Origin of the sequence: Streptomyces triticirhizae (assembly GCF_003696235.1) — a bacterium.
GTDB classification, from domain to species: Bacteria; Actinomycetota; Actinomycetes; order Streptomycetales; family Streptomycetaceae; genus Streptomyces; species Streptomyces triticirhizae.
On sequence record NZ_RFFJ01000037.1, the window covers coordinates 1 to 15,254 of the forward strand.

Genomic DNA, 15,254 nt, shown 5'->3' on the forward strand with positions numbered 1-15,254 from the left:
CGGAACGGGGCGCGCACGCCGGGGTGAGCGCGCCCCGGCACGCGGTGGCCGAGCTGCCGGCCGCCTGGCCGGAGGCGTTGGGGGCGGCCCGGGCGGCCGGCGCCTCGGACCGGTTCGGGCCGCTGGCCGCATGGACGGAGATAGGCCCCTACCGGCTGCTCTCGGCGCTGCCACCCCGCCTGCCGCCCGACCCGGCCGTGCTGCCGCTGCTCCGCCCCGAACATCACGAACTCGCCCACACCGCCGAGGCGTTCCTCGACCACGCCGGCCAGGCGACCAGGACCGCCGAGGCCCTCGGCATCCACCGCCAGACGCTCTACTACCGGATCTCCCGCATCGAACAGCTCACCGGCCTCGACCTCAACGACGGCGAGGACCGGTTGCTGCTCCACCTCGCGCTGAAGACGGCCGGCTGGTGAGCGCCGCCCCGGGCGGCCTTCTCGCCGAGCCCGGGCGGCACGAGCGGCGCCGAAGCGCCTCCGTGCCCGGGCCTGGGGCGGGCGGGCTTCGCCGCACGCCACACGCGGCCGCAGGCACGACCGGAACGGGCGCACGCCGGCGCGGCCCCGGCCCGCGCGCCCCGGTACGGGGGCGCACTCCCTGACGGGGCGCCAGCGCGTTCGGACGCCGGCGGCCGCGTCGTCGATCGAATCACCGTCGGCGATCGTCTTCGATCGCGAAGTCGCCTCGTCCGAAGGCGGGTTGCCACCCGAAGACGCGTCGGGACCTTCCGGGGGACGCGGATGGCCCACCGACGACCGCCCCCTCGGGCCACGGCGCGGCGGCCCACCACCGCCTCCGCACCGCGCCAGGCTCCGGCCCGGCCCTGTCCCCGACGGCACCGAGCACCGGCGAGCAACACCCGGCCCACCACCGGGACCTGTGAAGACCCGCCGCACGCTCCGACCAGGCCCCTCGTCGCCCCGGGACCAGGGCCACCCGGGCCAGCCGAGACCTCTCCCCCACGACCGCACCCCGGCCCGCTGCCCGGGGCTCCCGTTCCAACCCCCCTCGCGCGAACGGTTTACGCACCCGCCACGAACCGCTATGTTCTCCCCTACCCGAACAATGGGAGCGCTCCCACCCCACGCCATCGTCCCGAGAGGAACGATCCATGCGCACCCCAGAAGTGGCGCAGTCCCCCACACCCCCCGCCCGAGGCCGGCGTCGGCGGGCGCCGTTGCTGTTGGCCGCCGCCGCGACCGTCGGCGGGCTGGTCGCCGGGCTCGCGTTGAGTTCCGGCGCCCAGGGCGCCGCGACCGCCGCGCTGCCCGACGACACCGTGTTCCACAACTACCCGGCCAATGTGCACAACTGGGTCGCGGAGAACCCCGACGACCCCAGGACTCCGTTGATCGCCGAGCGGATAGCCAGCCAGCCGCAGGCGGTGTGGTTCTCCAACTACGAGCCCAGCACCGTGACCGAGGACGCCGCCGCCGTCACCTCCGCCGCCTCGGCGGCCGGCGAGGTGCCGGTGATCGTCTCGTACATGATCCCCAACCGCGACTGCGGCGGCGCCTCCGCCGGTGGCGCGCCGGACTTCCCGGCGTATCTGGACTGGACCGAGGACTTCGCCGCCGGGCTCGGCAGCGACCCGGTGCTGGTGATCCTGGAGCCCGACTCGCTCGCGTTGACCACCTGCCTGGACGACGCGGAGCGCGCCGAGCGCTTCGCCTCGCTGGCCGAGGCCGCCGACCTCATCCACGCCGCCAACCCGGAGGCGCGGGTCTACTTCGACGCCGGCCACTCCGCCTGGCACGCCCCGGCGACCATCGCGGGGACGCTGCGCGAGGCCGGCGTTCTGGAGAGCGGGGACGGCATCTACAGCAACGTCTCCAACTACCGGGTGACCGGCGAGGAGAACGCCTTCGTCGAGGCGGTGCTCAACGAGCTGGGCGACCCCGAGCTGACGGCGGTGATCGACACCAGCCGCAACGGCAACGGCCCGGCCGGCTCCGAGTGGTGCGACCCGCCCGGCCGCCTGATCGGCGAGAACCCGACGGCCAACACCGGCAACGCGCGGATCGACGCGTATCTGTGGATCAAGCTGCCGGGTGAGCTGGACGGCTGCGCCGGTCCCGCCGGTTCGTTCTCCCCGGACATGGCCTACGAGCTGGCCGGGGGCAACTGACCCGAGGCGACCGAGCCGCCGCACGACCGGTGCCCCCCGCGACTTCCCCCGGGGGGCACCGGCCTGTTCGCCCCACCGGCCTGTTCGCTCCCGCCCACCCCGGGAAGCGGGCGAATGGTACAGAAACGAGCATCTTCTGTCGCATCGGGCCAAAGACCCTAGCGTGGAGGAAGGGAGACCGACCGGCTTCGATCAGGTGAGGAACGATCCCATGAGCGTCACTGACTACCGCACCGAGTTCAGCGGCCGGACGGTCCTGGTGACCGGCGGGGCCTCCGGGATCGGCCGGGCCGTGGCGAACCGGCTGGCCGCCGGCGGGGCCTCCGTGGTGATCGCCGACTTCAACGAGGACGGCGCCGCCGGGGCCGCCGAGGAGATCACGGCCGGCGGCGCGCGGGCCACGGCGATCCGGCTCGACGTGACCGACCCCGCCTCGGTCGAGGCCGCCGTCACGTTCGCCACCAGCACCTATGGCGCCCTCCACCTCGCCGTGAACAACGCCGGGATCTCCGGCGAGCCCGTGCCCGTCGGCGAGCATCCACTCCAGGAGTGGCGGCGGGTGGTGGACACCAACCTCACCGGCGTCTTCCTGTGCCTGCGCGCCGAGCTGCCGGAGATCGTCGCCGCCGGCGGTGGCGCCGTGGTGAACATGGCCTCGATCCTCGGCACCAACGGCTTCCCCGGGGCCGCCGGCTATGTCGCCGCCAAGCATGGCGTGGTCGGGCTGACCAAGACGGCGGCGCTGGAGTACGCCGAGCGCGGGGTGCGGGTGAACGCGGTCGGTCCCGGATTCATCGACACTCCGCTGCTGCACCGGTCGGAGACGATCGACTTCGAGCAGTTGGTGTCACTGCACCCTGCGGGCCGGCTGGGCAGGGCGGAGGAGGTCGCGGAGCTGACCGCGTTCCTGCTCTCGGACCGGGCCTCGTTCGTCCACGGCAGCTACCACCTGGTCGACGGGGCCTACGCCGCCCGCTGAGCCGAGCCCGCGCGCCAGTCGAGCCCACCGCGAGGAGGTAGGAAGATGAAGGCCGTGCAGTACCGGGAGATCGGGGCAGCGCCCGAGGTGGTGACCGTGCCGGACCCGGAACCGGGTCCCGGGCAGGTGCTGCTGAAGGTGGCCGCCGCCGGGGTGTGTCACTCGGACATCGCCCTGATGAGCTGGTCGGCGGAGAGCTTCCCCTATCCGCTGCCGCTGACCCTCGGGCACGAGGGCGCCGGCACGGTGGTGGCGCTCGGCGACGGGGTGCGGGGCGTCGAGGAGGGCGACTCCGTCGCGGTCTACGGCCCCCAGGGCTGTGGCCGCTGCGTCAAGTGCGCCCAGGGGAAGGAGAACTACTGCCTGCGCGCCGCCGAACTCGGCATCTTCCCACCGGGGTTGGGCGCGCCGGGCGCGATGGCGGAGTATCTGCTGATCGACGACGCGCGGTTCCTGCTGCCGCTGAAGGGCCTGGACCCGGTGACCACGGTGCCGTTGACCGACGCCGGGCTCACCCCGTACCACGCGATCCGCCGGGCCCTGCCCAAGCTGGTGCCGGGCAGCACGGCGGTGGTGATCGGCGCGGGCGGCCTCGGCCATGTGGCGATCCAGCTGCTGCGGGCGTTGACGCCGGCGCGGGTGGTGGCCCTGGACGTCTCCGAGGAGAAGCTGGCGCTGGCCAGTTCGGTCGGCGCCCATGAGACGGTGCTCTCCGACGAGCGGGCCGCCGAGCGGGTGCGGGAGTTGACCGGCGGGCTGGGCGCCGAGGGCGTCTTCGACTTCGTGGGCGCGCAGCCGACGGCGGCCCTGGCGGGCTCGGTCGCCGCCGTGGAGGCGGATGTGGCGATCGTCGGCCTGGGCGGGGGCGCGCTGCCGGTGGGGATCAACACCACGGCGTTCGACGTGGCGGTGGCCGCGCCCTACTGGGGCAGCAGGAGCGAGCTGGCCGAGGTGCTGGAGCTGGCGAGGGCCGGCGCCGTCGAGGTGCGGGTGGAGACCTATGGCATCGACGAGGCGCCGGTGGCCTACGAGCGGCTGCACGCCGGGAAGATCAACGGGCGCGCGGTGATCGTGCCGGGCGCGTAGCCCACCGAGGCACCGGGTGCGAACGCGCCGCCGCCCCGGGGGAACGGGTCCCCGGGGCGGCGGCGGGCCGTTCACCGTCGGGCGTCGGGCGTTCGGTCAGGGCCTCACGGGTTGAGGTCGACGCCCCTGGCGGAGGTGGCGCCGATCTCCTCGGCGACCTCGCTGAGCACGGGGGCCGGGATGGTGCCGTCCACGGTGAGGACGATCAGGGCCTCGCCGCCCTCCTCGGCGCGGGCGACCTGCATCCCCGCGATGTTGATCCGGGCCTCGCCCAGGATGCGCCCGAGGGTGCCGACCACGCCGGGCCGGTCGGTGTAGCGGAGGAACGCCATGTGGTCGGCGACCGCCAGGTCCACGGTGTGCTCGCCGATGCCGACGATCTTCTGCTGGTGCTTGGGGCCGGCCAGGGTGCCGGAGACCGAGATCACCTCGCCGCTGGTGAGGGTGCCGCGCACGGTGATCAGGTTCCGGTGGTCGGGCGACTCCGAGCTGGTGGTCAGCCGCACCTCGACGCCGCGCTCCTGGGCGAAGAGCGGCGCGTTGACATAGGAGACGGTCTCGGCGACGACGTCCTCGAACACGCCCTTGAGCGCGGAGAGTTCGAGCACCTTGACGTCGTGCTGGGTGATCTCGCCGCGCACCTCGACGTCGAGCCGCTGGGCGACCTCGCCGGCGAGCGCGGTGAAGATCCGGCCGAGCTTCTCGGCGAGCGGCAGGCCGGGGCGCACGTCCTCGGCGATCACGCCGCCCTGCACGTTGACCGCGTCCGGGACCAGCTCGCCGGCGAGCGCCAGGCGCACGGAGCGGGCGACGGAGATGCCGGCCTTCTCCTGGGCCTCGCCCGTGGAGGCGCCCAGGTGCGGGGTGCCGACGACCTGGTCGAACTCGAAGAGCGGGGAGTCCGTACAGGGCTCGGAGGCGTAGACGTCGAGCCCGGCGCCGGCGACCCGGCCCTCCTTGAGGGCGCTGAGCAGCGCGGTCTCGTCGACGATGCCGCCGCGCGCCGCGTTGACGATCCGCACCGACGGCTTGACCTTGTGGAGCGCCTCGTCACCGATCAGGCCCAGGGTCTCCGGGGTCTTGGGCAGGTGCACGGTGATGAAGTCGGAGGTCTCCAACAGCTCGTCCAGGCTGAGGAGTTTGACACCCAGCTGGGCCGCGCGGGCGGCCTGGACGTAGGGGTCGTAGGCGACGATCTTCATGCCGAAGGCTGCCATCCGCTGCGCCACCAGCAGGCCGATCCGGCCCAGGCCGACGACGCCCAGGGTCTTCTCGGACAGTTCGACGCCGGTGTACTTGCTGCGCTTCCACTCGCCGTTCTTCAGCGCGGCGTTGGCCTGCGGGATGTTCCGCGCGGTGGCGATCAGCAGGCCGCAGGCCAGCTCGGCGGCGGTGACGATGTTGGAGGTGGGGGCGTTGACCACCATGACGCCGGCCTTGGTGGCGGCGGCGACGTCCACGTTGTCCAGGCCGACGCCGGCCCTGGCCACGACCCGCAGCCGGTTGGCGGCCGCGATGGCCTCCGCGTCCACCTTGGTGGCGGAGCGGATGAGGATGGCGTCCACCTCGGCGATGGCGCTCAGCAGCTCGGCACGGTTCGCGCCGTCGCAGTGCCGGATCTCGAAGTCCGGCCCCAAGGCGTCAACCGTTGCGGGGGAAAGCTCTTCGGCGATGAGTACGACGGGCTTGCTCACTGGGTCTCACTGGTCCTTTGCGGAAGGCCGCGTCCCGACGGCCGTCGACGGGGTGGAGGAGTGGGGCAGCCGCGTGGAGACGCACGACGCTGTGAGCCTGTGACGCGCTTGTGTGTGGCAGTGTATCGGCGCCGCGTGGGCCCGACGGTCGCCCGCCGGGCCCACGGCTCGGTCGCGTGAACTCCCGCGACGGGGGCGGAGATCCGCCCGGAGGTCAGGCCTCCTCGTCCACCCAGCTCATGAGCTTGCGCAGCTCACGGCCCGTGGTCTCCAGCAGGTGGTCGCCGTCCGCCTTCTTGTACTCGTTGTAGCGCGGCAGGCCGGCGTTGTACTCGGCCATCCAGGTCCTGGCGAAGCTGCCGTCCTGGATCTCGCCGAGGATGCGCTTCATCTCGGCCTTGGTGTCGGCGTTGATCAGGCGCGGCCCGGAGACGTAGTCGCCCCACTCGGCGGTCTCGGAGATGGACCAGCGCATCTTCTCCAGGCCGCCCTCGTACATGAGGTCCACGATCAGCTTCAGCTCGTGGAGGCACTCGAAGTACGCGATCTCCGGCTGGTAGCCGGCCTCGACCAGGGTCTCGAAGCCGGCCTTGACCAGGGCTGAGGTGCCGCCGCAGAGCACGGCCTGCTCGCCGAAGAGGTCGGTCTCGGTCTCCTCGGTGAAGGTGGTCTTGATCACACCCGCACGGGTGCCGCCGATCGCCTTGGCGTAGGAGAGCGCCAGGGCGAACGCGCTGCCCGAGGCGTCCTGCTCGACCGCCGCGATACACGGCACGCCGCGCCCCTCCTCGTACTGGCGGCGCACCAGGTGGCCCGGGCCCTTGGGCGCGACCATGCAGACGTCGACGCCGGCCGGGGGCTTGACGAAGCCGAACCGGATGTTGAAGCCGTGGCCGAAGAAGAGCGCGTCGCCCTCCTTCAGGTTGTCGCGCACGGACTCCTCGTAGACCTTCGCCTGGATCGGGTCCGGGACCAGGATCATCACCACGTCGGCCTCGGCGGCGGCCTCGGCCGGGGTCACCACGCGCAGGCCCTGCTCCTCGGCCTTGGTGCGGGACTTCGAGCCCTCGTGCAGGCCGACCCGGACATCGACGCCCGAGTCGCGCAGGGACAGCGCGTGGGCATGGCCCTGACTGCCGTAACCGAGGACCGCGACCCTGCGGCCCTGGATGATGGACAGGTCGGCGTCGTCGTCGTAGAACAGCTCGGCCACTTCGGTTTTCTCCTTGTTGTTGCTGGTGGTCCCCGCCACGGGGGACCACCGTATGACATGGGCCTCTTCCGGCCGGCGACGGGCGGTTGTGCCGTCGGAGGCCGGGAAGTTCGGCCGCGTGGTCGGGGGCGCGCGCCCTGATGGTCAGGCGGAGCGCTCCAGGGCGCGCAGCGACCGGTCGGTGATGGACCGGGAACCACGACCGATGGCGATGGCGCCGGACTGCACCAGTTCCTTGATGCCGAACGGCTCCAACATGCGCAGCATCGCCTCCAGCTTGTCGCTGCTGCCGGTGGCCTCGATGGTGACGGCCTCCGGCGCCACGTCCACGGTCTTGGCGCGGAAGAGGCGGACGATCTCCACGATCTGGGTCCTGGTGTCGTTGTCGGCCCGCACCTTCACCAGCACCAGTTCGCGGTGGACGGCGGCGGAGGGGTCGAGTTCCACGATCTTGAGGACGTTGACCAGCTTGTTGAGCTGCTTGGTCACCTGCTCCAGCGGCAGGTCCTCGACGCTGACCACGATGGTGATCCGGGACACCTCGGGGTGTTCGGTGGTCCCGACGGCGAGGGAGTCGATGTTGAAGTTCCGGCGGGAGAACAGGGCGGTGATCCGGGAGAGGACGCCTGGCTTGTTCTCGACCAGAACGGAGAGCGTGTGCTTGGACATCGCGGTTCTACCTTGTCGATGGCGCCTGTCGATGGCGATGGCGGGTGAGGCGGGCGGGCGCTGGCGGGGCGGTCAGTCGGCGGCGTCGCCGAAGTCGGGACGCACGCCTCGGGCCGCCATGACCTCGTCGTTGGAGGTGCCGGCGGCCACCATCGGCCAGACCATGGCGTCCTCGTGGACGATGAAGTCCACCACCACGGGGCGGTCGTTGATGGCGTTGGCCTTCTCCAGCACGGCGTCCAGCTGGTCGGGGCGCTCGCAGCGCAGGCCGACGCAGCCCATCGCCTCGGAGAGCTTCACGAAGTCCGGCACCCGGGTGCCGGTGTTGGTGGCCGTGCCGGTGCCGGCGGCCGAGCCGCTGTAGGCGCCGGTGGCGCCGTCGTCGCGCAGCACGGTGTTGGAGTAGCGCTGGTTGTAGAAGAGGGTCTGCCACTGGCGGACCATGCCCAGGGCGCCGTTGTTGATGATGGCGACCTTGATGGGGATGTGGTTGAGCGCGGCGGTGACCAGCTCCTGGTTGGTCATCTGGAAACAGCCGTCGCCGTCGATCGCCCAGACCGGGGCGTCGGGGCGGCCGGCCTTGGCGCCGAGCGCGGCGGGAACGGCGTAGCCCATGGTGCCCAGGCCGCCGGAGTTCAGCCAGGTGCCCGGCTTCTCGAAGGTGAGGTAGTGCGCGGCCCACATCTGGTGCTGGCCGACGCCGGAGGTGAAGATCGTTCCCTCCGGGGCCAGTTGGCCGATGCGCTCGATGACCTGCTGCGGGGAGAGGCTGCCGTCCTCGGGCAGGTCGTAGCCCAGCGGGTAGGTCTCGCGCCAGCTGTCGAGCTGCCGCCACCAGCCGGCGTAGCGCTCCCTGGCGTCGGGGCCGGCCGTCTCGTCGGGCTCGATGGCGGCCAGCAGGTCGGTCATGACCTCCTTGACGTCGCCCACGATGGGAACGTCGGCCAGCCGGTTCTTGCCGATCTCGGCGGGGTCGATGTCGGCGTGCACGATCCTGGCGTGCGGCGCGAAGGAGTCGATCCTGCCGGTGACCCGGTCGTCGAAGCGGGCGCCCAGGGCGACGATCAGGTCGGCCTTCTGGAGCGCGGTGACGGCGGCGACCGAGCCGTGCATCCCGGGCATCCCCAGGTGCTGCGGGTGGCTGTCGGGGAACGCGCCCAGCGCCATCAGGGTGGTGGTGACGGGCACGCCGGTGCGCTCGGCGAGCGCGCGCAGCTCGGCCGCCGCGCCGGCCTTGACCACACCGCCGCCGACGTAGAGCACGGGGCGCCTGGACTCGGCGATCAGCCGGGCGGCCTCGCGGATCTGCTTGGCGTGCGGGCGGCTGACCGGGCGGTAGCCGGGCAGGTCGGGGGTGGGCGGCCAGCTGAACGTGGTCTGCCGCTGGAGGGCGTCCTTGGCGATGTCGACCAGCACCGGGCCGGGGCGGCCGGTGGCGGCGATGTGGAACGCCTCGGCGATGGTGCGCGGGATGTCGGCCGGGTCGGTGACCAGGAAGTTGTGCTTGGTGACCGGCAGGGTGATGCCGCAGATGTCGGCTTCCTGGAACGCGTCGGTGCCGATCGTCGCCGAGGCGACCTGGCCGGTGATGGCGACCAGCGGGACGGAGTCCATGTGGGCGTCGGCGATCGGGGTGACCAGGTTGGTGGCGCCGGGGCCCGAGGTGGCCATGCAGACGCCGACCTTGCCGGTCGCCTGGGCGTAGCCGGTGGCGGCGTGCCCGGCGCCCTGCTCGTGCCGGACCAGGATGTGCCGCACCGAGGTGGAGTCCATCAGCGGGTCGTAGGCGGGGAGGATCGCGCCGCCGGGGATGCCGAACACCGTGTCGGCGCCCACCGCTTCGAGGGAGCGGATGAGCGACTGGGCGCCCGTGACGTGCGCGACAGTGGACGTGGGCTGAGGTGCTGCGCCTCGGGGGGCCCGTGGTTGCGGCTTGGGTGCCCCGGTGGCCTGCTCGGTCATCACGATCTCTTCTCGGGGGATTGCGGGTGCTGACGCCGCGTGGGGACGCGGGCCGGTCGTCTGGTGGGGAAGCCGGGTGCGAACCTGGGGGGAACGCGTGGCGGGGGTCATCGGTGCAACCAAAAAACCCCTCGTGCCGTCAGGCATACGAGGGGGAGCGCGTCGGTGCGAGCCGCAGGGTGTGGTGCCTGGGATCAGCCGACGCGCCGCGAAAGTACGAGAATTCCGGTGTGCATGGCACAGACATTGCTCTCCTCGGCCATCGCCTGTCAAGCGCGCGGGACCGTAGTCTCACTATGTGAGCGGGGCGGCTGGAGGGTCGTGGGTGGCGCGAGCGCGGCGGGCTGGGGGCCGGGGGTGGCCCTCCGACCTCGGGGAATGGCCGGGGCGACGGGCTGTTGTTGGCCGGGCAGCGGGAGCCGGCCCTGCTCCAGCAGCCGGCGCAGCGCGGGCGCCTCCAGGGGCGCGCTGAAGGCCAGGCCCTGCGCTCTTCGGCAGCCGAGGGCGCGGAGGGCGGCGGCCTGCTCGGGCCGGTCGACGCCGTCGGCGAGCGAGTCGATGCCCAGGTCCTCGGCCATCCGCAACAGGCCGGCGACGATCTTGCCCAGGACCGGGGACTCCACCACGCCCGCGACCAGGGCGCCGTCCAGGCGCACCAGGTCGACGGGGAGGCGGTGGAGGGCGGCGGCTGCCGTGCCGGGGCCGCCGAAGCCGCCGAGCGCGATGCCGATGCCCAGCCGGCTGAGGTCGGTCAGCCGGTGGCGCAGCTCGTCGGAGGCGAGCACCGGGTCGGCCTCGGGCAGCTCGATCAGCAGCGCGCTGGGCGGGAGCTGCCGCTCGGCGAGGCGCGCCTGGAGGGCGCGGACGGCGAGCGCGGCGTCGGCCAGCCGGCCGCCGGGGACCCGCAGGGTGACGGGGTGGGTGTGCCCGGAGCGGTGGCGGCGGGCGGCGGCGGCGATGGCCTGTTCGACGAGCCAGCCGGTGAGGTCGGTGGCGGAGTCGGGCGCGGCGTCGGCGTTGGTGGCGGCGCCCGCGTTCGTGGAGGTGCCGGCCGGGGGGCCGAACTCCCAGCGGTCGCCGCGCAGATACTCCAGCGGCGTGGTCAGCGGGCCGTGCGAGGAACGCCAGCGGGCCTGGGCGTGCACGGCCACCACCCGGCCGTCGGAGAGCTGGACGACGGGCTGGTGGAGCAGCGTGAACTCGCCGGCGTGCAGGGCGCGGCGCAGCCGGTCGCCCAGCTCGCTGCGGCGCACCGCGTCGGCCTGGAGCTGGGGGGCGTACAGCTCGACCCTGGCCTTGCCGGCCTGTTTGGCGCGGTACATGGCGAGGTCGGCGTTGCGCATCAGGCTGGCGGGCGTGGAGTCCGGCTCGGCGAAGGCGACGCCGATGCTGGCGGCGACCCGCAGCTCCTGCCCGTCCACGGTGTAGGGGCGGGAGAGCGCGGCGCGGACCCGCTCGGCGATCTCCAGGATGCGGTACTCGCGCGGCTGGGGCTCCCCGCCGGGCTCGCCGGTGATGAGCGCGGCGAACTCGTCCCCGCCGAGCCTGGCGGTGGTGTCGTCGGAACGGACCGCCTCGCGCAGCCGCCGCGCCGCCTGCACCAGCAGCTCGTCGCCGGCCTGGTGGCCGGCGGAGTCGTTGACCGCCTTGAAGCCGTCCAGGTCGATGAAGAACACGGCCGCGTCGGGGTCGGCGCCGCGCCCCGCGCCGAGGGCGAGCCGGACCCGCTCGGTGAACAGGGCCCGGTTGGGCAGGTCGGTGAGCGCGTCGTGGGAGGCGCTGTGCTGCAACTGGGCCTGGAGCCGGACGCGTTCGGTGACGTCGCGGCTGTTGAAGATCAGGCCGCCCTCGTGGCGGTTGACGCTGGACTCGACGTTGAGCCAGTGGCCGGCGCCGTGGCGGACCCGGCACTCGACCCGGGTCGCCGGCTCGCAGCTGGGCGGCACGGCGAGGAAGCGCCGCAGCTCGTGCAGGACCCGGCCGAGGTCCTCGGGGTGGATCAGGGTGGACAGCTCGCTGCCGATGAGGCGGCTGGGGTCCTGCCCGTAGACGCCGGTGGCGGCGGGGCTGACGTAGCGGAGCTTGCCGTCCGGGGCGGCGATCATGATGACGTCGCTGGAGCCCTGGACCAGGGATCGGAAGTAGTTCTCCTTCTGGGTCAGCTCGCGGGTGAGCGAGATGTTCTCCAGCAGGGTGATGCCCTGGCGCACCAGCAGGGCCAGCACCACGGCGCAGGCGGTGTAGACCACGGTGGCGTCGACCCGGCGGCCGAAGATTATCGTCACCAGGATGCTCAACACGCAGACGGCGGCGGCCAGATAGGGCGCCAGCGCGGAGAACGAGCCGGCCAGCGGGTGGCCGGGGGCCGGCCGCGCCTCGCGTGGGCCCGCCAGCTCGGGCGCCGCGGGGCCACGGCCGGCCGTCCAGGGCGCGGCGGCCAGCAGCAGCGAGCCGGCGAACCAGCCGGCGTCCAGCAGTTGGCCGGAGCTGTACTGCTCGCGCAGCGGCGGGCTGGTGAAGAGCGCGTCGCACAGGACCGTCAACGCCAGGGCGCCGATGGCCGAGTTGATCGCCGGGCGGTAGCGGGCGCTGCGCCGGAAGTGCAGCACCGCGACCATGCTGATCAGCACGATGTCCAGCAGCGGGTAGGCGAGCGCGAGGGCGGCGCGGCCGACCGAGGCGGTGCGCAGCTCGGCCGTGTGGGCCAGGGCGACGCTCCAGGAGAGCGTCATCAGGGAGCCGCCGATCAGCCAGACGTCGAGCCCGAGCCTGGCCCAACCGGCCTTGGTGAGCGGGCGGTTGGCGAGCAGCAGCAGGCCGACGATGGCCAGCGGCGCGAAGAGCAGGAAGGCGATGTCGGCGAGCGACATGTCCGGGACCGGGCGGCGGAGCACCACCTCGTACCAGCCCCAGGTGGCGTTCCCCAGGCCGATCATCACGGAGGAGAGGCCGAACATCGTCCAGGCGGCGCGGAACTCCTCGGCGCGGCGCCGCGCGTACCACAGGCAGGAGACGGCCGCCGCGAAGGCCGCCGCGCTCAGGCCGAAGTCCCCCATGACCCTGGCGAACTGGGGCGAACCCCAGCCCGCCAGGGCCCCCGCCGCGTAGCAGGCGCAGACCGCCGCGAGCGCGAGCTGTGGGAGCGGACCGCCGAGCGGCGGACCCGCCGGGACGTGACGCGATCGCCGCCGCGTCCATGGGTGGTGCATCGCCATCGCCCCCCTTTTCGTTCCGGGCTCACCCCGAAGCGGACGATACACCAGAATGGTCACTCAGCGATATAGATACATCACCCATAGTGATGGTTTGGGGCGAGGCTAACGCTCTGAACCGCTGGTCGCCACGGTGTGACGGAGTTCCTCACCGGCGGCGAACCGCGTCAACTGGGCGCGCAGCAACGCCTTCGCACGGGGCTCGAAGGCGGTCGAGGGGCCGCCCACATGAGGGGTGATCAGCACGCCGGGCACCCGCCACAGCGGGTGGTCGGCCGGCAGCGGCTCCGGGTCGGTGACGTCGAGCGCCGCGCGCAGCCGGCCGGCGGAGACCTCGGCCAGCAGCGCGTCGGTGTCGATCACCGGGCCGCGCGCCACGTTGACCACCAACGCGCCGTCCGGCAGCAGCGCCAGCTCCCGCGCGCCGAGCAGCCCCCGGGTCGCGTCGGTCAACGGCGTTGCCACCATGACCACTTCGGCACGCGGCAGCAGCTCGGGCAGCTCGGACGAGGCGTGCACGGGGCCGCGCGGCGCGGTCCTGGCGCGGCCGGCCACCCGGATCACCTCGGCCACCTCGAAGGGCAGCAGCCGTTCCTCGATCGCCCCGCCGATGCCGCCGTAGCCGAGGATCAGCACCCGCCGGTCGGCCAGCGAGGTGTGTATCGCCGGGGCCCACCGGCCCGCCTCCTGGTCGCGCGCCGCGCGGTCGACGCCGCGCAGCGCGGCCAGCGCGAGGGCGAGGGCGAGTTCGGCGGTGCTGGTGTTGTGCAACTCCCCCGCGTTGCACAGGATCGCGCCGGCGGGCAGCTCGGGCACCCGGGGCAGCATGTGCTCGACCCCGGCGGTCAACGTCTGCACGACCCGCACCGAGGTCATCTCGGCCAGCGGGCGGACCGCGACCTCGGGCCCCTTGAGATACGGCACGGTGTAGAACGCGCAGGCCGCCGGGTCGCCCGGATAGGTGTCCTCGCCGCGCCACCGCAGGTAGCGCAGGGAGTCGGGCAGCGGGGCCAGTTCGTCGGCGGAGAAGGGCAGCCAGACTTCCGGAGTACTCATGGCGTCAGGCTAACCGGGACATCACGGGCGGCCCGGGGCCCGGGCGCGGGGCGGCGCCGGTCGGGGAGCCGCCGTGGACGCTCGGCGCGGGGCGCGGACGGTCGGGGGCCGTGGGGAGGTGTCAGTGGCAGGGGATACGTTGGGGACGACCGAAGGGGACAACGGGGACGGCCGGCGCGGGGCCGGTGGAGATGCGGCGCCGCCTCGGCGCGGGGAAGGGCGAGGACAGGCCAGGTGCGGTATCGGACGCTGGGCGCCGGGGCGCTGGCGGTGGGCGCCGTGGGTCTCGGCTGTATGCCGATGAGCTGGGGCTACTCGGCCTCCCAGCGGGACGGCGAGGGCTCGCTGCGGGCGCTGCACGCGGCCCTGGACGAGGGCTGCTCGCTCCTGGACACGGCCGACATGTACGGGCCGTTCACCAACGAGCGGCTGCTGGCACGGGTGTTGAAGGAGCGGCGGGACGAGGCCACCGTCGCCACCAAGTGCGGGCTGTTGGTCGGCGAGCAGCATCTGGTGGCCAACGGCAGCCCGGCGTACGTCCGGCGCGCCTGCGACGCCTCGCTGCGGCGGCTCGGCACGGAGGTCATCGACCTGTACCAGCTCCACAGGCCCGACCCCGAGGTGCCGGTCGAGGAGACCTGGGGCGCGATGGCCGAGTTGGTGCGCGCGGGCAAGGTGCGCGCGCTGGGGTGGTGCGCCCTGGAGCCCTCGGACCAGCGGCGCGGGCGGGCCGCCGCCGGCGGGACGCACGGGCCGACCCTGGAGCTGCTCTCCCGGGTGCAGCAGGTGTTCCCGGTCTCGACGGTGCAGGCGGAGTTCTCGGTGTGGTCACCCGGCGCACGGGCCGAGTTGCTGCCGTGGTGCGAGGCGCGCGGGGTCGGGCTGCTGGCCGCGATGCCGCTGGGCAGCGGCTATCTCACGGGCACCCTGGTGCCCGGCGGTGGCTTCGAGCCGGACGACCCGCGCGCCCGGCACCCGCGCTTCACGGCCGAGATGATGGCGGCCAACCAGCCGCTGGTGGTCGGCCTGCGGCGGGTGGCGGCCCGGCATCCGGGGGCGACGCCGGCGCAGGTGGCGCTCGCCTGGCTGCTGGCGCAGGGCCGGCATGTGGTGCCGCTGCCGGGGACCAGGCGGGAGCGCTGGGTCAGGGAGAACGCGGCGGCCTCGGCGTTGGCGCTGACCGAGCGGGACCTGGCGGAGATCGCGCGGCTGCCGGCTCCCCGGGAGTCCTGGGGCTGACGGGACGGCGGGG

General features: G+C 73.4%; 11 protein-coding genes. 5 read left to right on the forward strand and 6 right to left on the reverse strand.

The window, feature by feature from the left end; translation table 11 throughout:
- From EBN88_RS09595 to EBN88_RS09610, 4 genes are all read left to right on the forward strand, one after another.
- The coding region (locus tag EBN88_RS09595) for a PucR family transcriptional regulator (protein ID WP_147472692.1) at positions 1 to 419 on the forward strand (419 nt) is incomplete at its 5' end.
- 695 nt (positions 420 to 1,114) lie between these two features.
- Positions 1,115 to 2,131 carry a glycoside hydrolase family 6 protein gene (locus EBN88_RS09600; RefSeq protein WP_122183383.1) on the forward strand — a complete coding sequence of 339 codons (1,017 nt, stop codon included), beginning with the start codon at positions 1,115 to 1,117 and terminating at the stop codon, positions 2,129 to 2,131.
- Positions 2,132 to 2,342: 211 nt separating this feature from the next.
- The gene (locus EBN88_RS09605) at positions 2,343 to 3,110 is read left to right on the forward strand and encodes an SDR family NAD(P)-dependent oxidoreductase (RefSeq protein WP_122183384.1); all 768 of its coding nucleotides are present in this window, start codon (positions 2,343 to 2,345) and stop codon (positions 3,108 to 3,110) included.
- Between the two features lie 45 nt (positions 3,111 to 3,155).
- On the forward strand, positions 3,156 to 4,196 hold the full coding sequence (locus EBN88_RS09610; RefSeq protein WP_122183385.1) for an NAD(P)-dependent alcohol dehydrogenase: 1,041 nt from the start codon (positions 3,156 to 3,158) through the stop codon (positions 4,194 to 4,196).
- A 104-nt stretch (positions 4,197 to 4,300) separates the two neighbouring features.
- Here the strand turns inward: EBN88_RS09610 and serA are convergent, their stop codons facing one another.
- The 6 genes from serA to EBN88_RS09640 form a co-directional block, all read right to left on the reverse strand.
- Entirely contained in the window at positions 4,301 to 5,890 is a 1,590-nt protein-coding gene (gene serA, locus EBN88_RS09615) for a phosphoglycerate dehydrogenase (protein ID WP_122183386.1), read from the reverse strand.
- Between the two features lie 214 nt (positions 5,891 to 6,104).
- A complete protein-coding gene (gene ilvC / locus EBN88_RS09620; RefSeq protein WP_122183387.1) occupies positions 6,105 to 7,103 on the reverse strand; it encodes a ketol-acid reductoisomerase in 999 nt (332 codons plus the stop codon).
- A gap of 144 nt (positions 7,104 to 7,247) precedes the next feature.
- Positions 7,248 to 7,772 carry an acetolactate synthase small subunit gene (ilvN, locus tag EBN88_RS09625; protein WP_122183388.1) on the reverse strand — a complete coding sequence of 175 codons (525 nt, stop codon included), beginning with the start codon at positions 7,770 to 7,772 and terminating at the stop codon, positions 7,248 to 7,250.
- Positions 7,773 to 7,844: 72 nt separating this feature from the next.
- On the reverse strand, positions 7,845 to 9,734 hold the full coding sequence (locus EBN88_RS09630; protein ID WP_122183389.1) for an acetolactate synthase large subunit: 1,890 nt from the start codon (positions 9,732 to 9,734) through the stop codon (positions 7,845 to 7,847).
- A 269-nt stretch (positions 9,735 to 10,003) separates the two neighbouring features.
- Positions 10,004 to 12,943 carry a putative bifunctional diguanylate cyclase/phosphodiesterase gene (locus EBN88_RS09635; protein WP_122183406.1) on the reverse strand — a complete coding sequence of 980 codons (2,940 nt, stop codon included), beginning with the start codon at positions 12,941 to 12,943 and terminating at the stop codon, positions 10,004 to 10,006.
- Between the two features lie 108 nt (positions 12,944 to 13,051).
- Positions 13,052 to 14,002, reverse strand: coding sequence for a 2-hydroxyacid dehydrogenase (locus EBN88_RS09640; protein WP_122183390.1), 951 nt, complete (start codon positions 14,000 to 14,002; stop codon positions 13,052 to 13,054).
- A gap of 234 nt (positions 14,003 to 14,236) precedes the next feature.
- Between EBN88_RS09640 and EBN88_RS09645 the strand changes: the two genes are divergently transcribed.
- A complete protein-coding gene (locus EBN88_RS09645) occupies positions 14,237 to 15,241 on the forward strand; it encodes an aldo/keto reductase (RefSeq protein WP_122183391.1) in 1,005 nt (334 codons plus the stop codon).
- Positions 15,242 to 15,254: the final 13 nt, after the last annotated feature.